Consider the following 19,705-nt stretch of genomic DNA (forward strand, 5'->3'; position numbering starts at 1 on the left):
CAGGCTGCAGCGGCGCCCGAACAGATCGCGGTGCCGGATGCGGCGCCGATCCTGGCACCTTCCGCCGTTCCGCTGGCCGTGCCGACGCCGGCTGCCGTGATGGATCCTGCCGCGGTCATTGAACCGGCACCGGCGTTCGCCACGCCGCCCATCGCCGAACCGGCACCGGCGTTCGCTCCATCACCCGCCGCCGAACCGGCCGCACCCCGCGCCGACGCGTGACGCGGCCGTGGCCGGTCGCGCTCAGTCGCGCCGGCCGCCGCGATGGTGGAACCAGCTCCCGAGCGCGGTGAACACCAGCCCGGTTGCACACATGCCGATCCAGCCGAACGCGTGCCATGCGGCGACGCCGGCCGACGAGCCGAGTGCGCCGCCGATGAAATAGCACACCATGTACACGGTGTTGACGCGGCTGCGCGCCTCGGGCTTCAGCGCATAGATGCGCGACTGGTTCGAGATCTGCGCGGCCTGCACGCCGACGTCCAGCACGATCACGCCGATCACGAGCCCGACGAGGCTCGAGCCCGACAGCGCGAAGATCACGAACGACAGCGCGAGCAGCGCGATCGCGAGCGAGATGATCGCGCGCGGGCCGCGCTTGTCCGCGAAGCGGCCCGCGTACGGTGCCGCGAGCGCACCCGCCGCGCCGACGATCCCGAACAGGCCGGCGGCCTGCGGGCCGAGATGGAACGGCGCGCCGGCGAGCAGCAGCGTGAGCACGGGCCAGAACGCGCTGAATGCCGCGAACAGCGCGGCACCCGTCAGCGACGCCTCGCGCAGCCCGCGCAATTCGACCGCCAGATGCCACATCGAGCCGAGCAGCTTGCCGTATGACAGCGTCGACGTCGGCGAGCTGCGCGGCAGCCGCAGCACGATCACGGCGGCGAGCGCGACGAGCGCCGCGACCGACGCGGCGAATACCGCGCGCCAGCCGAAATACTCGGCGACGAAGCCGGCGGCCGTTCGCGCGAGCAGGATGCCGAGCAGCAGGCCGCTCATCACGGTGCCGACCGCATGCCCGCGTTCGGCCGGCGGCGCGATCTCGGCGGCAAACGGCACGGCCTGTTGCGCGATCGTCGCGAGTACGCCGATCGCGAGGCTCGCGACGGCGAGCACGGCCAGCGACGGCGCGGTGGCCGCGACGATCAGCGCGACCGACAGGCCGGCGATCTGCATCAGGATCAGCCCGCGGCGGTCGAAGCGGTCGCCGAGCGGCGCGAGCAGGAACATGCCGGCCGCATAGCCGAGCTGCGTCGCGGTCGGCACCGCGCCGATCCACGAGGCGCCGTCGGGAAACGCCGAGCGGAAGCTGTCGAGCAGCGGCTGGTTGTAGTAGATGTTCGCGACGGACACCCCCGCGATCGTCGCGAGCAGCACCAGCAGGCTGCGCGAATAGTGGGGCGAGGCGGCGTCGGTCGGACGGTCGGTGGAGGCGGTGGACATGGCTGCGCGAACGGAAGTGGGGCGGCGCAGCGCGCGGCGCACGCGTCGGGTGCGCAGGCGGGCTGGGCGCCGTCGAGGCTGCCGATCATACCGGAGCGACGGGAATCCTGCCGGCCGGGGGCAGATCGGCCAAACCGGCCAAATCTGTGTAACCGGCCGGCCGCTGCCCGTCATCGTGCGTGCGTCAACCCGTCAGTCGACCAGCTCACCCGTCGGTTCATAGAACGGATAGGGCCCGGCCCCTTCGTCGACATACACGTGATGCGACGTCATCCCCGCATCGGGCACATAGTGATGGACCGCGAACGCCGGCGGTTCCAGCCGGAACGCGGAAGGCCCGTCGGGCCGCAGGTCGAATGCGACCTGATGCGCGGGCGACGGCACCGCGGCGGCGAGCGTGCCGCCGAAGCGCGTGAACATCGTGCGATGCACGTGGCCGCACAGCACGCGCTCGACGTTCGGATGGCCGCGCAGCAGCGCGTCGAGTTTCGCGGAAGCCGCAGGCGCGAGGCGCAGCTTATCCATGTGGCCGATGCCCGACGCGAACGGCGGGTGATGCAGCGCGACGATCACCGGACGGTCGCGCGCCGCGTCGAGTTGCGCGGCGAGCCAGGCGAGCCGTGCGTCACACAGGTCGCCATGGCTTGCGCCCGGCACCTGCGAATCGAGCGCGAGCACGCGCACCGCGCCGATGTCGAGCGCGTACTGCACGAATTCGCCCGCCTGCAGCTCGGCGCGATCGGCGAACGCGCGGCGCAGCCCGGCGCGGTCGTCGTGATTGCCGATCATCAGGTAGTACGGAATCTCGAGCGCGGCGAGCAGCCCGCGCAGGTTGCCGTACTCCTCGTCGTGGCCGAAATCGGTCAGGTCGCCGGTGACGAGCACCGCATCCGGGCGCGGCACGAGTGCGTTCAGTTTTTCGATGCAGCGCGTGAGCGCGGCCGCGGTGTCGACGCGCCGGTACGCGAGCTGTCCCGGACGCTTGATGTGGAGATCGCTGATTTGAGCAAGCAGCATCGTCGTTCCTCGGAATTGTCTGATTGTTGTCGCGGCGTCGTGCGCCGCGGTGGGGTGCTGCATGAATGATGCCGGAAGGACGGATCAGGCGCCGAGCGCGATCAGGCCTTCGGGCGCGACCGTGAGGCCGACCGCCGTACCGCGTGCGAGCGCGATGCGGCCCGGCACGTCGATCACGAGCGCGTCGGGGGCCGCGTGCTCGATCGTGAGCCGCGTGCGCTCGCCGAGAAACGCGCATGCGCTCACGGCGCCGCGCAGCGGCGCATGCGCGGGATCGGCGAGTTGCGCATCCTCGGGGCGGAAGAACCACTCGTCGGCGGCGTGCGGCGTCGTGATCGCGCCGCCCGTGGTCACCAGCGTGCCGTCGCGCCATTGCCCGGCGAGCCGGTTCAGCGTGCCGATGAACTGCGCGACCGTGCGGTTGGCCGGGTGGTAGTAGATGTCGCGCGGCGTGCCGATCTGCTCGATGCGGCCCGCGCCCATCACGACGATCCGGTCGCCGAGCTCCATCGCCTCGGCCTGGTCGTGGGTCACGTAGACCGTCGTCACGCCGAGTTCGCGCAGCAGCGCATTCATCTCGCGACGCAGCGTGTCGCGCAGCTTCGCGTCGAGCGCGGTCAGCGGCTCGTCGAGCAGCAGCACGCGCGGCCGCACCGCCAGTGCGCGGGCCAGTGCGACGCGCTGGCGCTGGCCGCCCGACAGCTGGTCGATCGGCTTGTCCGCATGCGCGTCGAGCCGCATCATCGCGAGCAGCTCGTCGACACGTTCGCGCAGCGCGCGCGGTTCGGTCTTGCGGATCTTCAGCCCGTAGCCGACGTTGCCGCGCACCGTCAGGTTCGGAAACAGCGCGTAGTTCTGGAACACCATGCCGACTTGCCGGCGCTCGATCGGCAGCGCGGTGACGTCGTCGTTGCCGAATGCGATCGTGCCGCCGGCGTCCGGCGTGTCGAGGCCCGCGATCAGGCGCAGCGTCGTGGTCTTGCCGCAGCCCGACGGCCCGAGCAGCACGAGCGTTTCGCCTGCGCCGATCGACAGGTCGAGCGGCTCGAGCACGCGCGTGCCGCGGAACGTCTTCGCGCAGCGGGTCAGGGTGATGGGAGTGGAATCGAGTTTCATGTCTGCGAGAAATTCAGCGCGGGCGCTTCTTGAGTGCCCGCGTGCCGGACGGATCGACGCCGAGCCACTGCATCGCGACGAGCAGCGGCAGCGTCATCAGCAGGAACAGGATCGTGTACGCGCTGCCGACTTCGAGGCGCAGCGACGCATACGTGTCGGCGAGCCCGACCGGCAGCGTCTTGGTGTCGGGCGTGTGCAACATCCACGTGAGGTTGAATTCGCCGATCGACAGCGTGAGCACCGCGAGCGCACCCGCGACGATGCCGGGGCGCAGGTTCGGCAGCACGATCGTGACGAAGCGCGTGACGAACGACGCACCGAGGCTGGCCGCGCCTTCCTCGAGCGTGCGCAGGTCGGCGCCGGCCGCGACGGCCGCCACCGCGCGCACCATGAACGGCAGCGTGAACACGACGTGGCCGACGACGATGAACCACAGGCTCATCCGGAACGCGGTGAAGCCGCCGTACACGACCAGCAGCGCGAGCGCCGATGCAAGGCCGGGCAGCGCGACCGGCAGCACGAGCGCCTCCTCGATCGCGCGCGCGGCGCGGCTCTTGCTGCGCGCGAGCGCGTAGCCGGCCGGCACGCCGACCGCAAGCACGATCGCGAGCGTCGCGAAGGCCACGTAAAGCGACAGCGCGACCGACCCGTGATACTGCTGCCACACCTGTTCGAGCCAGCGCAGCGTGAGGCCGCTCGACAGGCCGCGGAAATAGTTGACGGTGAGGCCCGCGAGCACCGACATCACGACGGGCACGATCAGGAACGCACACAGCAGCAGCGTGACGCCCCATTGCAGCACGGCGATCGCGCGCGCGCCGGTGACGCGCGGCGCGCGGCGGGCGACGCCGTTCGCCTGCACGGGAGCGGGAGCGGGAGCCGGCGACGGCGCGGAAGAGCCGGAAAGCGATTGCATGCAGGAATCCTCAGGCCGCGGCGGCGGCGGTGTGGCCGGTGAAGCGGCGTGCGAGTGCGAGCACGGCCCAGGTGACGATGCCGAGCACGATCGACAGGCCGGCCGCCGTCGCGATGTTCGCGTTCAATGTGAACTCGGTATAGATCGTCATCGGCAGCACGTTCAGGTCGGTGGCGAGCGTGAACGCGGTGCCGAACGCGCCCATCGCGGTCGCGAAGCAGATCGCGCCGGCTGCGATCAGCCCGGGCGCGAGCGCGGGCAGCACGATGTCGACGAAGATGCGCCACGGCGATGCGCCGAGCGAACGCGCGGCTTCCTCGAGCGACGCGTCGAGCTTCGACGCGGCCGCGATCACGGTGACGATCACGCGCGGAATCGAGAAGTACAGGTAGCCGATGAACAGCCCGGCGACCGAGTACGCGAAGACCCACTTGTCGCCGGTGAGCTTCGCGGACAGCATGCCGATCAGCCCCTGCCGGCCGGCGAGCATGATCACCATGAAGCCGACGACGACGCCCGGGAACGCGAGCGGAAACGTGAGCAGCGCGAGCAGCACGCGCTTGCCCGCGAATTCGCGGCGTGCGAGCAGGAGGCCCGAGATCGTCGACAGCGCGAGCGTCGCGAGCGTGACGCCCGCGGACAGCGCGATGGTCTCGCCGAGGCTCTTCATGTAGCGCGCATTGCCGAGCAGCGCCGCGTAGTGCGGGAAGAACGCGCCGTCGGCGGACACCTGCACGAGTGCCGCCATCGGCAGCAGCCAGAACGCGGCGAACACCGCGAGCGCCGGCGCGACGAGCGCGACGCGCCAGCGCAGCGGGAAAGTCAGGTCAAGCATCGATGAGGTCCGGCCGCTTACTGCATGACTTGCAGGTATTGCTGGCCGAATGCCTGCTGGCCGGCCGCCATCTTGCCGAAGTCGACCGGTTTCGCACGCGCATATTCGCTCGCCGGCAGGAACTTCGATGCGATGTCGGCGCCGAGCGTCTGCGCGCGCACCGGACGCAGGTACGCGTTGGCCCACAGCTTCTGGCCTTCGTCGGACAACACGAAGTCGAGCACCTTCTTGCCGTTCGCGTCGTGCGGGGCGCCCTTCACGAGACTCATCACGTACGGCACGGCGATCGTGCCTTCCTTCGGAATCACGAACTCGACGTTCGCGCTGTCCTTGTACTTCGCGCGATACGCGTCGAAGTCGTAGTCGAGCAGGATCGGAATTTCACCCGACAGCACGCGCGCGTATGCGGTCTGCTTCGGCACGATCGGTGCGTTTGCCTTCAGCTTCCTGAACCAGTCGAGCGCCGGCTTGAAATTGTCGAGGCTGCCGCCGAGCGCCTGGTTCACGGCCACCGCGCCCGCATAGCCGACGAACGCACTCGACGGGTCGAGATAGCCGACCATGCCCTTGTATTCCGGCTTCAGCAGATCGGCCCACGAGCGCGGCACCGGCTTGCCGTCGAGCGCGTCCTTGTTCACGAAGAAGCCGAGCGTGCCCGAATGGATCGCGAACCAGTAGCCTTGCGGGTCTTTCAGGTTCGCGGGGATGTCGTTCCAGTGCGCGGGCTTGTACGGCGCGATCACGCCCTTGTCCTTCGCCTGGAACGCCGACGACACGCCGAGGTAGACCACGTCGGCGACCGGGCTCTTCTGCTCGGCGATCAGCTGCGCGATCGACTGGCCCGAGTTCTTGTTGTCGAACGGCACGCGGATGCCGGTCTTCTGCTTGATCGCCGCGATCTGCGCGGCCCAGTCGGCCCATTCCGGCGGGCAGTTGTAGCAGATCGCCGTTTCGTCGGCGTGGGCGGCGGGCGCGCCGGCGAGGAGCGCGGCGCAGGCGACGGGCGCTGCAAGCGCGCGCAGCAGCGAGGTCAGGCGAAAGGACACGGTAGGTCTCCGGGCGAGGGTGAGGCGCTGGGGTGGGGTGGTGGTGTGCAGGGTGCGCGGCGCGGGTTCAGGCCTTGCGCAATTGCAGGTCGGTGGCCGGCGGCGCCACTGTTGCGCCGTCGCGCACTACGTGCGGCAGGATCAGCGACGTGCGTTCGATCGCTGCGCCACCGATGCATTCGACGAGCCGCTGCCATGCGTGGCGGCCGATGTCGCGGTTCGGCGTCGCGACGCTCGCGAGCGGCGGCGCGAGCAGTTCGCCGAGCGCGATCCCGTCGAAGCCGAGCACCGAGAGGTCGTCGGGAACCGAGAAGCCCGCGCGGCGCAGGCCGCGCATCACGACCATCGCGAGCAGGTCGTTGCTGCAGAAGAGCGCGGTCGGGCGCGTCGCGTGTGCGGTGAGATGCGCGAGCACCGCGTCGGGCAGCTCGGGCGCGTTGAAGTCGACTTCGACCGGCGGCAGCGTGGCGACGCCGATTTCGTCGAGGGCCTGCGCATAGCCAAGATGACGCTGGCGTGCGCGATCCGACGCGGCGAGCGAGCCGGCCAGCATCAGCACGCGGCGGTGGCCGCGCGCGGTCAGCAGCCGCACGCCGTCATACGCGGCACGGCGGTTGTCGACCGACACCGACGGGCGACGCTGCGTGTCGTTGTGCATCAGCACGTAGTGCGGGCCGTCGTGGTCGAGCATGTCGAGCAGCGGGTGGGTATCCGCATCGGCGACGGTGAGGATCAGCCCTTCGACGCGCTGCTCGCGCAGCGTCTCGATCGCGTGGCGCTCGCGCGCCGCGTCGTATTCGGTCGTCATCAGGATCAGCTTGAAGCCGGCCGCGGTCGCGAGTTCGTCGATGCCTTGCAGGCAGTCGGCGAACACGGGGTTCGACAACGTCGGCACGACGACGCCGACGAGGCGCGTGCGCTCGCCGCGCAGTTGCCGGCCGAGCGGGCTCGGGCGGAACTGCAGCGTGTCGATCGCGGTGCGGATCGTTTGCAGCGTGGCGGGGCTGACGGTATGCGGGGCGTTGATCGCGCGCGAAACGGTGGCGATCGAGAAGCCCGCGAGGGCAGCGACGTCCTTGATGGTCGAGGTCATGAAAGCTTGCGATGTAAACGTTTTCGGCCGGAAAATTATCGAAAACGTTTGTGACTTCGCGATGACTTAGGCGACGCTTGTTTCGCGAAAAGCACGACACAAACGTCTGACGGATAGGGCCGTCGGACGACGCGGATTCGATTGTATCGGGGATGCTGCGGCGCGGGAGGAAATCGTTGGCGGCGGTGTGGCGGCGTCGACGACAACGGATGAATCCGTGGGGGCGTGATGCGGCGGCGCGGAATAAGGGAACGCATGGGCAAGCAATGGTAGAATCGCGTCCGCCCTCTTGCCGGGGTGATGAAATTGGTAAACATAGCGGACTTAAACGATTGAGTGCCCGGTCGGAAACGGTCGGTGCAGAACCCTTCAAATTCGGCGAAACCCCTGATGCGCGCATCGAGGCAACGCCGAGCCAAGCCTCGCGGCATCCGCGAGGAAGGTGTAGAGACTAGACGGGGGGCGCCTAAGGCGCATGGGCAGCAGGTAAAGCCCGCGCGCGACGGCGAAGGCATAGTCCAGCGCACGAACGGCATCGCGCACGCGACGCCGGCTTTGAAAGAAGCAGTGTGACGAAAATCCGCCGCCTTAACTGGCTTGCCGGTTCGAGTCCGGTCCCCGGCACCACGATCGCTTTCAGCGCGATTCGATGAAGGGACGAAAGCCCGCGAGAAGCCATGCGCTCGCGGGTTTTTGTTTTTGTGGCGTGGCATCGGGTGTGGTTACCGACGACCGAACGGCGACGCCACCGCCATCAGCGGCGCGATCCCTACGAATCATGCCCCTCGCGCACGAAGTCCAGGTTGCGCGTGCGCGACGTGTCGATGCGAAAGCGCGTCACCTCGTGACCCGAGCGTTCCACCGTCAAGACGCCGTGCATGACGGCCATCTGACCAGCAGGGTCGAACGTGAAAATGTCGTCGGCCACCGGTTCCAGCCGGTAGCCGGCGCTGCCGGCGGCGCCGGTCATGGTGAGGGTGAGTTCACCGTTCGTCACGGCGATCGTCGCACGTGCCGCGGCATCGTGACTGTGATACGCGCCCGCCAGGCCCGCCGACGCATCGGAGAGCGAGGGCGCGTGATCGGGCAAGCGCTCGAGCGTCTCCGCGTGACCGCAGTCCACCAGCTCGATCGCCGTCACGCGAGCCGCCGCCGTCGACGCTCGAGGTTTGATCAGCAGCGCTCTGCCTGTCCCGTCGTCTACCCGCAATCCGGCCTCCGTCTCGATGAGCGCCTGGGGCATCTGCTGGACGTTCTGAAAGCTCGCGTTGAGCTGCCCGTCGTGATCGCCGATCACGCAATACGTCCCGGACGTACGCGAGTGGTACCTGCCGAGCAAGGTTTCGTGCCCTGCCGTCGGCAACGGCGCGGCGGGCTTCGCGCCAAGGACGACGTCGCCCAGAACGATATCGACTATCTGCGTGGCCACTTCAACCGGATTGACTGCCGCGCCGTTCGTGAGAATGATGACGTCCAGTGCGTGCTCGGCCACCGTCAACATCTGACAAGACCCACCGAACACCCCGCCGGCATGGTGCAGCACCTCCACGTCGCGATGGGGTGTGAGCATCAGCCCGAGCGCGTAGACGCCTTCCGCGCCGCTCGAATAGTGCGGTCGGGTCAGCATCTGGCGCCAGCTTGCTTCGCTGCCGACCCGCTTGGGGCCGCGCAGATGCGCGAGCCAGCGCAGCATGTCGTCGACCGTCGACACGATCCCGCCTTCGCCGAGCACTTCCCACGTCGGAAAGAGGCCGCGCATGAATCCGCCTTTTCCATCCGGCACATGCTGGGTCGCCATGCGCGGGCGAATGCGCATGTCGTCGGCGACCGATTCCGTGTCGACCATGCCCATCACGTCGAAGATGCGCGCCTTCAGAAAGGTCTCGAAGGGGATGCCGCTGACCCGCTCGATCGCGAGCGACAGCAGGTGATATCCGCCGTTGCAGTAGATCATCCGCTCGCCCGGCGGAAAATTGACGTCGCGTTGCCGGACTTGCGCCGCCAGCACGCCGCCACGCGGCAACGTCGCGACGCCTTGCGCGAGCAGCGTGAGATCGAGATAGCAGCGGTAGCCGCCCGTATGCGTCATCAACTGCCGCAGGCTGGGGTCGCCTGCGAGCAGCGGCAGCTCGGGCAGGTACGTGCGGATCCCGGCGTCGACGTCGAGCTTGCCGTCTTCGGCGAGCAGGAGCGCGGCAAGGCACGTGAAGTGTTTGCTCGTCGAGCCGATGCGCAAGCGCGTGGCCGGCGTATTGGCGACGCCGTGTTCCAGGCTTGCCATGCCGAAGCCTCGCCGGTAGAGCACTTCGCCTCGATGCGCGACGGCCACGACGAGGCCGGGTTCGTCGCTCTTGTTGAAGCGGTCGAAAAGGGTGTCCAGTTGCTCGACGATGTCGTGCGATGCTTGAGTCATTTTAGGTATCCCTATGATTTAGAACGGAACGGTCAGCGCCGCGCCGATCGTGCGGGGCTGAATCACGCTGACGAGCGCCGGGCCGCCCATCGGTATCAGCGACGTGCCGGCCGCGATCAACGCGCGACGGTCGAACAGGTTGCGAACATAGAACGCCAGGCTGAACTTCCTGAAATCCACGCCCGCCTGCAGATCCGTGATCGCGTAGCCCGGCAACGGATAATCCGGCCGGCCCGAGCTGGCGTCGAACCCGCTATGACGTCGGCCGACAAAACGTTGGGTCACACCCGCATACGACGGATAGCCGTGTGCGCTGAACAGATAGGTGCCCGAGAGCGTGGCGGCGACCTTGGCCGAGTTCGGCAACGGCGCGCCCGCCGTCGTCCCCGCGTTAGCGTTGCCGCTCGTCAGGCTGGCGTCGATGAGCGACAGGTTCGCGCTGAAGTTCCAGTGCGGGGTGGGGCGGAACGTGCCGGAAAACTCCAGGCCCTTGATGCGCGCGTTGCCGGCGTTGATGACCTGGTTGACGCCATCGACCGTGCCGAGCTGCTGGATGTTCTTCCACTCGATGTCGTAGACCGACGTTTCCAGCGACAGCCGCTTGTCGAGCAGGTCGGCCTTGTAGCCCGCCTCATAGCTCCACAGCGTGTCGGGCGCGAAGGTCGGGCTGCCCGCTGCGCGCATGCCGGTGAGCGGATCGATCAGCAGCGCATTCGGGCCGCCGGGCCGGTATCCGCTGGCGATGCGGACATACGCATTGCTGTTGGCGGTCAGCGCATAGCGCGCGGTGAACATGTAGGTCTTGCTGGTGTCCGACGACGGTGCCGAGATGGTCTGGGTCGGGCCGGCGAGCGTGCCGTAGGTCGTCTGTTCGTACGTCTGGGTATTGTGGGCGATCCGGACGCCGCCGGTCAGCGAAAGGCGCGGCGTCAGGTGATAAGTCAGGTCGCCGTAGGCCGCGTACTCGTTGTACGTGCTGGGCGCCTGGAGCTCCGACAGGTCCGGGCCGGGCGAGCCGTCGGGCAAGGTCGTCAGAAAGCCTTCGCTCGAATGGCTGCGCTCGTGCGTATAGAAGAGGCCGGCCAGCCATTCGAGTCGCTGGTTGCCCGGCGACGTCAGGCGAAACTCCTGGGTCACCTTGTTCGTGGTGGCCACGTCCTTGGCGACCACCGAACCCAGGTTCAGCCCCTGGGCGGCAAATAGCGGCCCGTAGACACCGGTCAGGTCCTGCGGCGCACTCGTGTTGATCCTTTGATACGACGTGATCGAGTTCAGGCGCGCCCAGCCGAGCTCGTATTCGATCCCGGCCGAATAGAGCTGGATGTTTTGATGAAAGGGCTGCTGGGCGAACTGTCGCGTGGTCAGGTCCCCCCAGACCGGCTTGCCGTCGGCGCCGTATTCAACGTAGTTCGGATCGTTGCGATTGATGTTTTGCGAGAGCGCGGTCAGCCGGACCGTCAGATCCCGGGTCGGCGTCAGCAGCAACGACGCGCGAGCGCCGTAGGTGTCGCCGCGATCGATGTGGGTGTCCGCCTTGGGGCCCGCGGCGTCGACATACCCGCCATCGTGCTGCCCGAACACGGAGACGCGCAGCGCGGCAACGTCGGTCTTCAGCGGGATATTCAACGCGGCGTTGGCCGTCCCGCTCACCCCGCCATGCGCCGTTCCCGCTACGCCGGTGCCGACTTGCCCGGAAAACTGACTCGGGTCCGGTTCGTTGGTCACGTATTTCAGCAAGCCGCCCATCGCACCCGCGCCATACAACGTGCCCTGCGGACCTCGCAGGATTTCGACGTGGTTGAGGTCGAGCAGGCTCATGTCGAGCGAGAACGTCGCGCTTTGGGAGAACAGCGTGCTGCCGCCGAACGCGACGTCGTCGACGTACATGCCGACCGTCGGCCCCGTCTGCACACCGGTCGTCACGCCGCGAATACTGACCTGCCCCGACCCGCTGCCGCCGCTGGCGTTCAGGTCGACGCCCGGCTCCGAGGACAGGAAGTCGGACATCGTTTTCGCGCCGCTCTTCTGCAGCTCGTCGGCCGACAATACATTGACCTGCATGGGGACTTCGCGAGCCGGTTCGCGTCGGCGTGTCGCGGTCACCACGACGGTATTGAGCGTCGCGCCACCGTTGCCTTGCACCTTCGTCACCTCGGCCGGAGGGGTATTCGGCGCCGCGGCGCCGGGCGCGGCGGCAGGCGTCGCGGTGGACGCCGCATCAGGCGCGGCGACCTGCTGCGTCGTCGCCGGTGTGTGCGCCTGTTCCTGCGCGTGCACGCCCAACGATGCCAACCCGAATACGGGGCCGACGAAGAGCGGAGCGTAACGTCTGCCGTGCCGCAGCGGTGGCGTTACCGAAACCGCCGCGTGCTTCGTCCGGTTTTTCATCCTCACCATTGTCTCCTCCTGGTTTTGCAATCGACTGAACGCGATGCCGTGTAGCGCAACTCAGGGTGAACGGTAAGTGCCGGTTATTTCTGGTTCATGTGGCGTTTGTATCGGTGCTGATACAAACGATCGATGACGGAGCGGGGCCGCCACGCCGGCCGACGCGGCGCAAAACCGGGACGAAGACTTGTTGCGGGTTTGCAATAAAGGGCTCACATGGCCCCTACATTCACGGGCGATAATCGACGCCATCGCTCGCCGTTGGCCAGGACCATGCACAAACCCCGCTTCGATTCGGCTTTCTATCGCCTGTTCTTCGTGATGATCTCGATCATCCTCGTGATGCAGATCAGTGCCGGCCTGCTGCTCTTCAAGCTCTACAGCACCGCGCCCTTCAAGCCGCCGCCCGGGATGAGCGCGGCGTTGCAGTGGGGCGCCGCGGTGATGATCCAGGTGATGCCCGCGCTGATCTCGTCCTGGATCGGCGCGCGCATGCTGGCCGCCCCGTTCCGAACGCTGGCCGTCGGAGCCGCCGAGCTGTCGAGGAATATCGATGCGCCGCCCATCCGGGAAATCGGTCCTGTCGAGGCACGTCAGGCCGCCAGCGTGTTCAACACGATGCAGGCCTCGCTGCGGCGGCAAATGAGTGAGCGCAACCGCTTTCTCGCCGCTGTATCACACGATTTGCGCACGCCGCTGACGCGCATGAAGCTGCGTCTTCGCTCCGCTCAGGATGCCGAATTGAGCGAACGGATCAGGGACGACATCGACGAGATGACGCAGCTTCTGGAAGCCACCCTGTCGTTCCTGCGCAATGAAGAGGTGGTCGAGGAATTCAGTCCGGTCGATATCAATGCACTGGTGGATGCCATCGCGGAAGATGCGGCCGAACACGGTCAAAAAGTGACGATCAGTGGTGAGGTGCCGCCGATCTCGGCGCAGCCGCTGGGCCTCAAGCGCTGCCTGACGAATCTGGTCGCCAACGCGATTCGATACGGTGAAGACGCGCACATCCGCCTGATCGACGCACCGTCGTGCGTGCGGATCCAGATCGTCGATCACGGCCCGGGCATCCCGGAGTCGCAACTGGAGCGCGCGCTGGAGCCGTTCTACCGGGTGGAAAGCTCTCGCAACCGGAACACGGGCGGGACGGGGCTGGGCCTCGCCATCGCGAACGACGTCGTGAAGCGTCACGGCGGGGAACTGGTGTTGCGCAACGGTCCGGAAGGCGGGCTGGTCGCACAGGTCACGTTGCCGCGTCGATAGGGAGAAGGGCCCGGAGCGACCGTTGGCGCTGCTCTGTTTCACGCTTGATACAGACTGCTCACAAAGCGGAAATGGCGGGTGCTTATAGTCGATTCACGTCCTTCACTCCCATTCGGCAGACCTCGTCATGAAGATATTCACGGCTCAGCTTTCGACGGAAACCAATACCTTTGCCCCGTGCCCGACCGGATGGGGCGGCTTCGAAGAGAACACGATCTTTCACGGCGAAGCGAGTGTGCGCGAGCCCGACGGCGTGGGGCACGTGCTCGCGGAAGTGCGGCGCCTCGCGCAGGCCGACGGTCACGACATCGTCGAAGGCCTGTGTGCCGAAGCCCAGCCGTCCGGCCGCACGATTCGCGCGGTCTACGAGTCCCTGAGGGACGAAATGCTCGACGGCGTAAAGGCCGCCTTGCCGCTGGATGCCGTGATTCTGCTGCTGCACGGCGCGATGGTGGCGGAGGGCTACGACGATTGCGAAGGCGACCTGCTCGCCGGCGTGCGCGCCATTGTTGGCCCCGACGTTCCGATCTCGGTCACGCTCGACCCGCATTGTCATTTCACGCAATTGATGAAGGCGTCGGCCGATGTGCTGATCGCTTACAAGGAGTATCCGCATATCGACGCCGTCGATCGGGCGCGCGACGCCTATCGGCTCACGCTCGATATGGCTGCCGGACGCATCCGTCCGACGATCGGCGTGTTCGACTGCCGGATGGTCGGCGCCTGGCACACCACCCGCGAACCGATGGCGGGGTTCGTCCGGCGCATGCAGTCGTTCGAAGGGCGCGACGGCGTGCTGTCGGTATCGCTCGGCCACGGGTTCCCATGGGGCGACGTGCCGGAAGCCGGCGCGAAACTCTGGGTGGTGACGGACGACGATCTCGCCAAGGCCGACGCGCTGGCGGCGCAACTGGCGCGCGAGTTCTGGGCGTTGCGCGACGCGACACGCCCCGCTTGGCTCGATATCGATGCCGGGCTGGATCGCGCGCTGGCGGTCGAGGGCGGCCCGGTCGTGCTGGCGGATGTCGCGGACAATCCCGGCGGCGGCGCGCCGTGCGACAGCACGTTCATTCTGCGTCGCGTGGTCGAGCGACGGATTGCCAACGTTGCGATCGGGTGTTTCTGGGATCTCGGCGCCATTCAGATCTGCAAGGACGCGGGTGTCGGGGCCACGCTGAATCTGCGCATCGGCGGCAAATGCAGTGTGTACTCCGGAGATCCGGTGGACCTGCGCGTCACCGTCCGCAACGTGGTCGAGCGGCATACGCAAAGCATCATGGGCCTCGAGCAACCGCTCGGCCGGGCGGTATGGGTGGAAGCGGACAACGGGCTCGACATCGCGCTGATATCGGTTCGCACCCAGGTGCTCGGCGTGGACGCATTCACCGGCCTTGGCATCGACTTCGCCGGCAAGAAGGGGGTGGTCGTGAAATCGACGCAGCATTTCCAGACCGACTTCGCGCCGCGTTCGAAGGCCGTCTTCCATATCGCCGCGCCAGGGGCGCTCTCGATGAACTTCGCCGAACTGGACTATCGGCTTCGCGACCTCAACTACTGGCCGCGCGTGTCGAATCCGTTTGCGTCGGTGAAGTGAATACGTGCCGGCGTCAACCGACGCCGGCCAGCGTCAGGCGCCGGCGTGTACCCGTGTGAAGGCCAGATGCCGGGTGCGCGGCGTATCGACGCGAAAGCCGGTCATGTCGCCGCGCGTTGCGTCGCGCGTCAACGTAAGCATTCCGGTCGTGATGTTCACTGGATCGATCGGCACCAGTTCGAAAGCATCGTGGGCCAATGGCGTGAGGCGGTAGTCGCAACGGCCCACCGCGCCGTGCAGGCGAAGAACGAGGGCTTCGTTGTCGAGCCGAATGATCGCGTGGGCATCGGCGTCGTGGCTTGTGAATACGCCGGACATCGCGGCGACGAGATCCGGCGTCATCGCGGGCGGTTCGCCGACGCGTGCGAACGTGTCGACGTGACCGCAATGCACGATGCGCAGGCTGGAGAGATCGTTCGGTATGCAGGACGATCCCCATCGCAGCGCCAGCAGGCCGTCGCCGCTCGCTTCGACCTGGACGTCGTTCAGTTCATCGGCGCTGTCGTAGAGCGTCATCGGGCGTCTGGGGCAAAGGGGGCCCGCCAATACCAGCGCGCCTTCATGATCCTCCAGTGCATACACGGCGCCGCTGCGGGCCGACCGGTAGCGGCCAAGGCGTGCTGCGTGATCTGCGGCGCGCGCCGCGACAGGCGGGCCATCGCCATCCAGCTCGTCCGCCAGCACGATATCGACCACACGCTTCGACAGTTCGAGCGGTGCGTCGAGCGCGCCGTTGCTGAGCAATACGACGTCGAGCCCATGTGCCACCGATACCAGCATCTGGCAAGTTCCACCTACGACGCCACCGGAATGCTGTATCAGCTCGACACCTCGATAGGTGCTCTGCGTGAGACCGAGGGAGTATTGACTACGCAGACCGCTGGAGAATACGGGCAACGCCAGCATCTGGCGCCAGGTGTCGGCGTTGCCGACGATCTTCTCGCTGCATCGCAGGTGCGCGGTCCATCGCAGCATGTCGTCGACGGTCGAGACGATCGAGCCTTCGCCGAGCAGTTCCCACGTCGGAAAGATGCCGCGCCGGAATCCGCCCATGCTGTCAGGCACATGCATCGTCGCGATGCCGTGCTCGATCGTCATGTCGTTGGGCACGCACGCGGTGTCATGCATGAGCAAGGGCGCGAAAATATGGGTCGCGAGGAACGCGTCGAACGGCATCCCGCTCGCACGTTCGACGGCAAGCGAAAGCAGGTGATAGCCGCCGTTCGAATACATCATGCGTTCTCCCGGCGGAAAATTTTCGTCGTGTTGACGTTGCTGCGATGCGAGGAACGCGCCAGGCGGCGACATCGCGAGACCCTGCGTCAGGAGCGCCAGGTCCAGTGCGCATCGCTGCCCGCCGCGATGCGACATCAATTGCCGCAGCGTCGGTCGGCCCGCGGCAGGCGGTAGTTCCGGCAGATATGTGCCGATGGGGGCATCGGCGTCGAGCGCGCCGCGCTCGCACAGGAGCAGCACGGCGAGGCAAGTGACATGCTTGCTGACCGAGCCGATGCGCATGCGGGTGGCCGGCGTGTTGGCGATGCCGTGTTCGAGGCTGGCCAGGCCGAACGCACGCCGATACAGCAGTTGGTCGCGATGCACGATGCCGGCGATCAATCCGGGTGCGTCGGCGCGGTGATAACGCGCGAACAGCGTGTCGAGCTGCGTCGTCGTGGTGGATGAGTCGGATGTCATGTCGATGGCTCAGCGAGAGGAGGCAGGGGGGCCAGCGTGGCCCCAGACGTTGGACGGGCAGTGCAGCAGGCCGTCGATGTACGCGACACCCGGCTCGCGATCGCGTGCGAGGAAGATCGGTCCGTCGAGATCGACGTGATCGCACAGTTGCCCGAGCAGAAACGCGGGGGCGATCGCCAGCGAGGTGCCTGCCATGCAACCGACCATCACGGACAAGCCCGCTTCGCGTACATGCACGGCGAGATCGAACGCGCGCGTCAGGCCACCGCATTTGTCCAGCTTGAGGTTGACGATGTCGTAGCGGCGCGCGACGGCGGACAGGTCGCCGAGATCCTGAAACGATTCGTCGGCCGCGAGCGGGACCGGACAATCGATTGCTTCGAGACAGGCGTCCGCACCGATCGCAAACGGCTGTTCGAGCATGCCGACATCAAGCTGTTGCAGCACGGGGAGCATCGTGTCGAAGTGCGCGCGCGACCAGCCCTGATTCGCGTCTACGGCGAGCGGTATTTCCGGGCGCACGTCACGGATGGCGAAGAGGCGCGCGGCGTCGGCGGCGCTGCCGTCCAGCTTGACCTTCAGCGCCCGCGCGTGGCGCAATCTCCGCGCGGCACCGGCCATGGCACTCGGCGTATCCACGCCGATCGTCATCGTGGTTCGCAACGGGCGCGGCTCGGAGAGGCCCGCGATGCGCCAGGCAGGCATCGCTTGCCGTTGCGATTCGAGCGCCCACAATGCCGCGTCGACCGCATTGCGTGCGCCGCCGGGCGGCAATACGTCGAGCAATCGCGCGCGCGTGATGCCCGCTTCAATCGATGGTCGGACGCGTTCGATTTGCGCGGCGATGGATTCCGGCGTTTCACCGAGGTAAAAGACCCCGGAGGCTTCGCCGTTGCCGGCGTGGTGCCCGTCGTCGACGGTCACGCTCACGAGGCGAGCGGCGTCGATGACGTGGCCGGTGATATGGAACGGAGCAGCCAACGGCCAACGTTCGATACGCAGTGAGAGTGAGAGCGGGCGGGGTGACATGGGAGCGGAAGGAGGAAGGGAATCACGCATAGCGTTCGATTGCGTCGCGCACACCGCGGCCCGCCGTGCGCATCAACAGGCAGGCGGCAAAGAAGCCGAACGCCGCCACGCAGACGATCGACCACAGCAAGCCCTGGCTGAACGCATGCAGACGATCCGACATGAACCCGATGAACACGGGGCTGCCGGACTGCACGACGATCGACGTCAGGGCGCCGATCGCCGCCACGCGCGAGCGCAGGTGGGCAGGGCAGATGTTCTGCATGAGGGTGGGAAACAGCACCATGCCCGCGACCATGCAGGCGAGCTGTGCGCCGAAGAGGGCGTAGACCGGCGTCAGCGAACCCACGGCCAGATAGAGGAAGGATAGGCCGCCGGCGACCAGCGCGCCACATTCACACACGCGCAATGGCGCGAGCACGCCGAAGCGCGCTCGCATGCGGCCGGCAACGAGTCCGCTGAGCACGCAACCCGCGATGCCGCCGGCCATTGCCGCCACGCCCATGCCGCCGCCGGCTTCAGCCGGTGTCGCGCCGAAGGTTCGCACCGCCACGACCGGCATCCATGTCGCGACACCGCCGAACGACAGGTTGACCAGCCCGATGGCGCCGAAGAACTTGAGCATCATGAGGGCTTCGCGCCGGAAGTAGACCGGTGCGGACGGCAGCGGCGCGGAAGTCCGGTGACGCGCGGTGGCTGCTTCCGTATCGCCGTGCTTGCCGGGGCGAATGAGCAGAACCAGCACGGCCAGCACGGGGGCGGGCAACGCAACGGCAAAGAACGCGAGTCGCCACGGTTCGAGATCGGCGAGTCCCGCCGGCAACGCGCTGTGCGCCGCCGCGATGCCGTGCATCAGTGCGCCGCCGAGCGCCATCCCCGCCCCTGATCCCAACAGGTTGGCGAGCGCGAAGATCGCATTGGCGAGCACGCGCTGGCGCGCAGGGAACAGATCGGGAATCAGGCCGTAGATCACCGGCACCAGTCCGGCTTCGCCGATCCCCAGCCCGACGGTGGCGATGAACAACTGCCAGAAGTGGGTGGTCATGCCGCAGATCGCGGTGGCGGCGCTCCAGACGAGGACGCACGCGACCAGCACGACACGGCGATCCACGCGATCGGCGACCCAGCCGATCGGCAACGACGCCACGCCGGCGAACAGGGCGATGCCTGCGCCTTGCATCAGGCCGATTTGCGTGTCGGTCAGCCCGAAATCGTGGCGGATGGGTTCCGTCAGCAGGATCAGCATCTGACGGTCGACGAACGCGAAGAACGCCACGATCACGAGAATCGCGAGACCGAACCAGGCGCGTGGCCCGGCCGGTGAATCCGATGGCGGCCTCGAGGCCGCCACGGGGGCGAGCACGTCGGGGTTGGAGTCGAACATGAGGGCTCCGTGATGAGAAGGCGGTTACTGCATGAACTGCTCGTTGCCCACGAGCCCGATGCGGTTCGCGCCGAGCCGCTGCGCGGACGCCATGACCATGGCGACGGCGCGGTAAGGCGCCGCCTTGTCGGGCCGCAAATGCAGTTCGGTCGGCGCGGGGTCGACGGCGACGTCGTGCAAGCGCGTTTCCAGTTGCTCGCGCGAACGCAGCGTCTCGCCGTTCCATGCGATGGCGCCGTCGGCTGCGATATCGATCTGCACCACCGGCGGTGTCCGCGGTTGCGACGGCGGCGCGCCGGTCGGCATGTCCAGCTTGACCGCGTTCGTCTGGATCGGAATGGTGAGGATCAGCATGATGAGCAGGACCAGCATCACGTCGATGAGCGGCGTGGTGTTGATCTCGATCATCACGTCGGCTTCGTCGGCGTTGCCGGTGGGCATCGTCATGGCCATGTCGGGTCTCCTGGTCG

At 67.2% G+C, this 19,705-nt stretch carries 15 protein-coding genes and 1 pseudogene; 3 read left to right on the forward strand and 13 right to left on the reverse strand.

Annotation, left to right across the window (positions count from 1 at the left end; genetic code table 11):
• A pseudogene (locus G3N98_RS12055) lies at positions 1-222 on the forward strand (multidrug DMT transporter permease); the annotation flags it as partial.
• A gap of 21 nt (positions 223-243) precedes the next feature.
• Here G3N98_RS12055 and G3N98_RS12060 read toward each other — a convergent pair.
• The 9 genes from G3N98_RS12060 to G3N98_RS12100 form a co-directional block, all read right to left on the reverse strand.
• Positions 244-1,443, reverse strand: coding sequence for an MFS transporter (locus G3N98_RS12060; protein ID WP_206148306.1), 1,200 nt, complete (start codon positions 1,441-1,443; stop codon positions 244-246).
• 192 nt (positions 1,444-1,635) lie between these two features.
• A complete protein-coding gene (locus G3N98_RS12065; protein WP_206148307.1) occupies positions 1,636-2,460 on the reverse strand; it encodes a phosphodiesterase in 825 nt (274 codons plus the stop codon).
• Between the two features lie 84 nt (positions 2,461-2,544).
• The gene (locus G3N98_RS12070) at positions 2,545-3,576 is read right to left on the reverse strand and encodes an ABC transporter ATP-binding protein (protein ID WP_206148308.1); all 1,032 of its coding nucleotides are present in this window, start codon (positions 3,574-3,576) and stop codon (positions 2,545-2,547) included.
• Positions 3,577-3,589: 13 nt separating this feature from the next.
• Complete coding sequence (locus G3N98_RS12075) at positions 3,590-4,492, reverse strand: ABC transporter permease subunit (RefSeq protein ID WP_206148309.1); 903 nt, start codon at positions 4,490-4,492, stop codon at positions 3,590-3,592.
• A 10-nt stretch (positions 4,493-4,502) separates the two neighbouring features.
• Positions 4,503-5,327, reverse strand: a complete 825-nt coding sequence (locus G3N98_RS12080; protein ID WP_089430828.1) for an ABC transporter permease — start codon at positions 5,325-5,327, stop codon at positions 4,503-4,505.
• A gap of 17 nt (positions 5,328-5,344) precedes the next feature.
• Positions 5,345-6,373: an ABC transporter substrate-binding protein gene (locus G3N98_RS12085; protein WP_089424931.1), complete on the reverse strand. Its 1,029-nt coding sequence runs from the start codon at positions 6,371-6,373 to the stop codon at positions 5,345-5,347.
• Between the two features lie 67 nt (positions 6,374-6,440).
• On the reverse strand, positions 6,441-7,466 hold the full coding sequence (locus G3N98_RS12090; RefSeq protein WP_206148310.1) for a substrate-binding domain-containing protein: 1,026 nt from the start codon (positions 7,464-7,466) through the stop codon (positions 6,441-6,443).
• Between the two features lie 769 nt (positions 7,467-8,235).
• Positions 8,236-9,879 carry a serine hydrolase domain-containing protein gene (locus tag G3N98_RS12095; RefSeq protein ID WP_206148311.1) on the reverse strand — a complete coding sequence of 548 codons (1,644 nt, stop codon included), beginning with the start codon at positions 9,877-9,879 and terminating at the stop codon, positions 8,236-8,238.
• Between the two features lie 18 nt (positions 9,880-9,897).
• Complete coding sequence (locus G3N98_RS12100) at positions 9,898-12,171, reverse strand: TonB-dependent receptor (protein ID WP_241025878.1); 2,274 nt, start codon at positions 12,169-12,171, stop codon at positions 9,898-9,900.
• 369 nt (positions 12,172-12,540) lie between these two features.
• Here G3N98_RS12100 and G3N98_RS12105 point away from each other — a divergent pair, with 369 nt between their 5' ends.
• Together G3N98_RS12105 and G3N98_RS12110 are read left to right on the forward strand one after the other, a co-directional pair.
• Entirely contained in the window at positions 12,541-13,533 is a 993-nt protein-coding gene (locus G3N98_RS12105) for an ATP-binding protein (RefSeq protein WP_089472467.1), read from the forward strand.
• 127 nt (positions 13,534-13,660) lie between these two features.
• The gene (locus G3N98_RS12110; RefSeq protein WP_206148313.1) at positions 13,661-15,127 is read left to right on the forward strand and encodes a M81 family metallopeptidase; all 1,467 of its coding nucleotides are present in this window, start codon (positions 13,661-13,663) and stop codon (positions 15,125-15,127) included.
• Positions 15,128-15,160: 33 nt separating this feature from the next.
• Here the strand turns inward: G3N98_RS12110 and G3N98_RS12115 are convergent, their stop codons facing one another.
• Genes G3N98_RS12115 through G3N98_RS12130 form a run of 4 tightly spaced genes read right to left on the reverse strand, consistent with a single transcriptional unit; the run spans position 15,161 to position 19,688 of the window.
• Entirely contained in the window at positions 15,161-16,822 is a 1,662-nt protein-coding gene (locus G3N98_RS12115) for a serine hydrolase domain-containing protein (protein WP_277396898.1), read from the reverse strand.
• A gap of 9 nt (positions 16,823-16,831) precedes the next feature.
• Positions 16,832-17,881, reverse strand: coding sequence for a dipeptide epimerase (locus G3N98_RS12120; protein ID WP_206148315.1), 1,050 nt, complete (start codon positions 17,879-17,881; stop codon positions 16,832-16,834).
• Entirely contained in the window at positions 17,874-19,235 is a 1,362-nt protein-coding gene (locus G3N98_RS12125; protein ID WP_206148316.1) for an MFS transporter, read from the reverse strand. Before G3N98_RS12125 ends, G3N98_RS12120 begins: the two co-directional genes overlap by 8 nt.
• Before the next feature lie 24 nt (positions 19,236-19,259).
• Positions 19,260-19,688 (reverse strand): biopolymer transporter ExbD, encoded by a 429-nt coding sequence (locus tag G3N98_RS12130; RefSeq protein ID WP_089424940.1) that lies wholly within the window; start codon positions 19,686-19,688, stop codon positions 19,260-19,262.
• Positions 19,689-19,705: the final 17 nt, after the last annotated feature.

This window comes from Burkholderia sp. Tr-20390 (assembly GCF_017104595.1).
GTDB lineage: Bacteria > Pseudomonadota > Gammaproteobacteria > Burkholderiales > Burkholderiaceae > Burkholderia.

Bases quoted from the DNA above. Each gene is read 5' to 3' on its own strand.
- G3N98_RS12060 (WP_206148306.1), bottom strand. From the start codon at position 1,443: ATGTCCACCGCCTCCACCGACCGTCCGACCGACGCCGCCTCGCCCCAC.
- G3N98_RS12065 (WP_206148307.1), bottom strand. From the start codon at position 2,460: ATGCTGCTTGCTCAAATCAGCGATCTCCACATCAAGCGTCCGGGACAG.
- G3N98_RS12070 (WP_206148308.1), bottom strand. From the start codon at position 3,576: ATGAAACTCGATTCCACTCCCATCACCCTGACCCGCTGCGCGAAGACG.
- G3N98_RS12075 (WP_206148309.1), bottom strand. From the start codon at position 4,492: ATGCAATCGCTTTCCGGCTCTTCCGCGCCGTCGCCGGCTCCCGCTCCC.
- G3N98_RS12080 (WP_089430828.1), bottom strand. From the start codon at position 5,327: ATGCTTGACCTGACTTTCCCGCTGCGCTGGCGCGTCGCGCTCGTCGCG.
- G3N98_RS12090 (WP_206148310.1), bottom strand. From the start codon at position 7,466: ATGACCTCGACCATCAAGGACGTCGCTGCCCTCGCGGGCTTCTCGATC.
- G3N98_RS12095 (WP_206148311.1), bottom strand. From the start codon at position 9,879: ATGACTCAAGCATCGCACGACATCGTCGAGCAACTGGACACCCTTTTC.
- G3N98_RS12105 (WP_089472467.1), top strand. From the start codon at position 12,541: ATGCACAAACCCCGCTTCGATTCGGCTTTCTATCGCCTGTTCTTCGTG.
- G3N98_RS12110 (WP_206148313.1), top strand. From the start codon at position 13,661: ATGAAGATATTCACGGCTCAGCTTTCGACGGAAACCAATACCTTTGCC.
- G3N98_RS12115 (WP_277396898.1), bottom strand. From the start codon at position 16,822: ATGACATCCGACTCATCCACCACGACGACGCAGCTCGACACGCTGTTC.
- G3N98_RS12120 (WP_206148315.1), bottom strand. From the start codon at position 17,881: ATGCGTGATTCCCTTCCTCCTTCCGCTCCCATGTCACCCCGCCCGCTC.
- G3N98_RS12125 (WP_206148316.1), bottom strand. From the start codon at position 19,235: ATGTTCGACTCCAACCCCGACGTGCTCGCCCCCGTGGCGGCCTCGAGG.
- G3N98_RS12130 (WP_089424940.1), bottom strand. From the start codon at position 19,688: ATGGCCATGACGATGCCCACCGGCAACGCCGACGAAGCCGACGTGATG.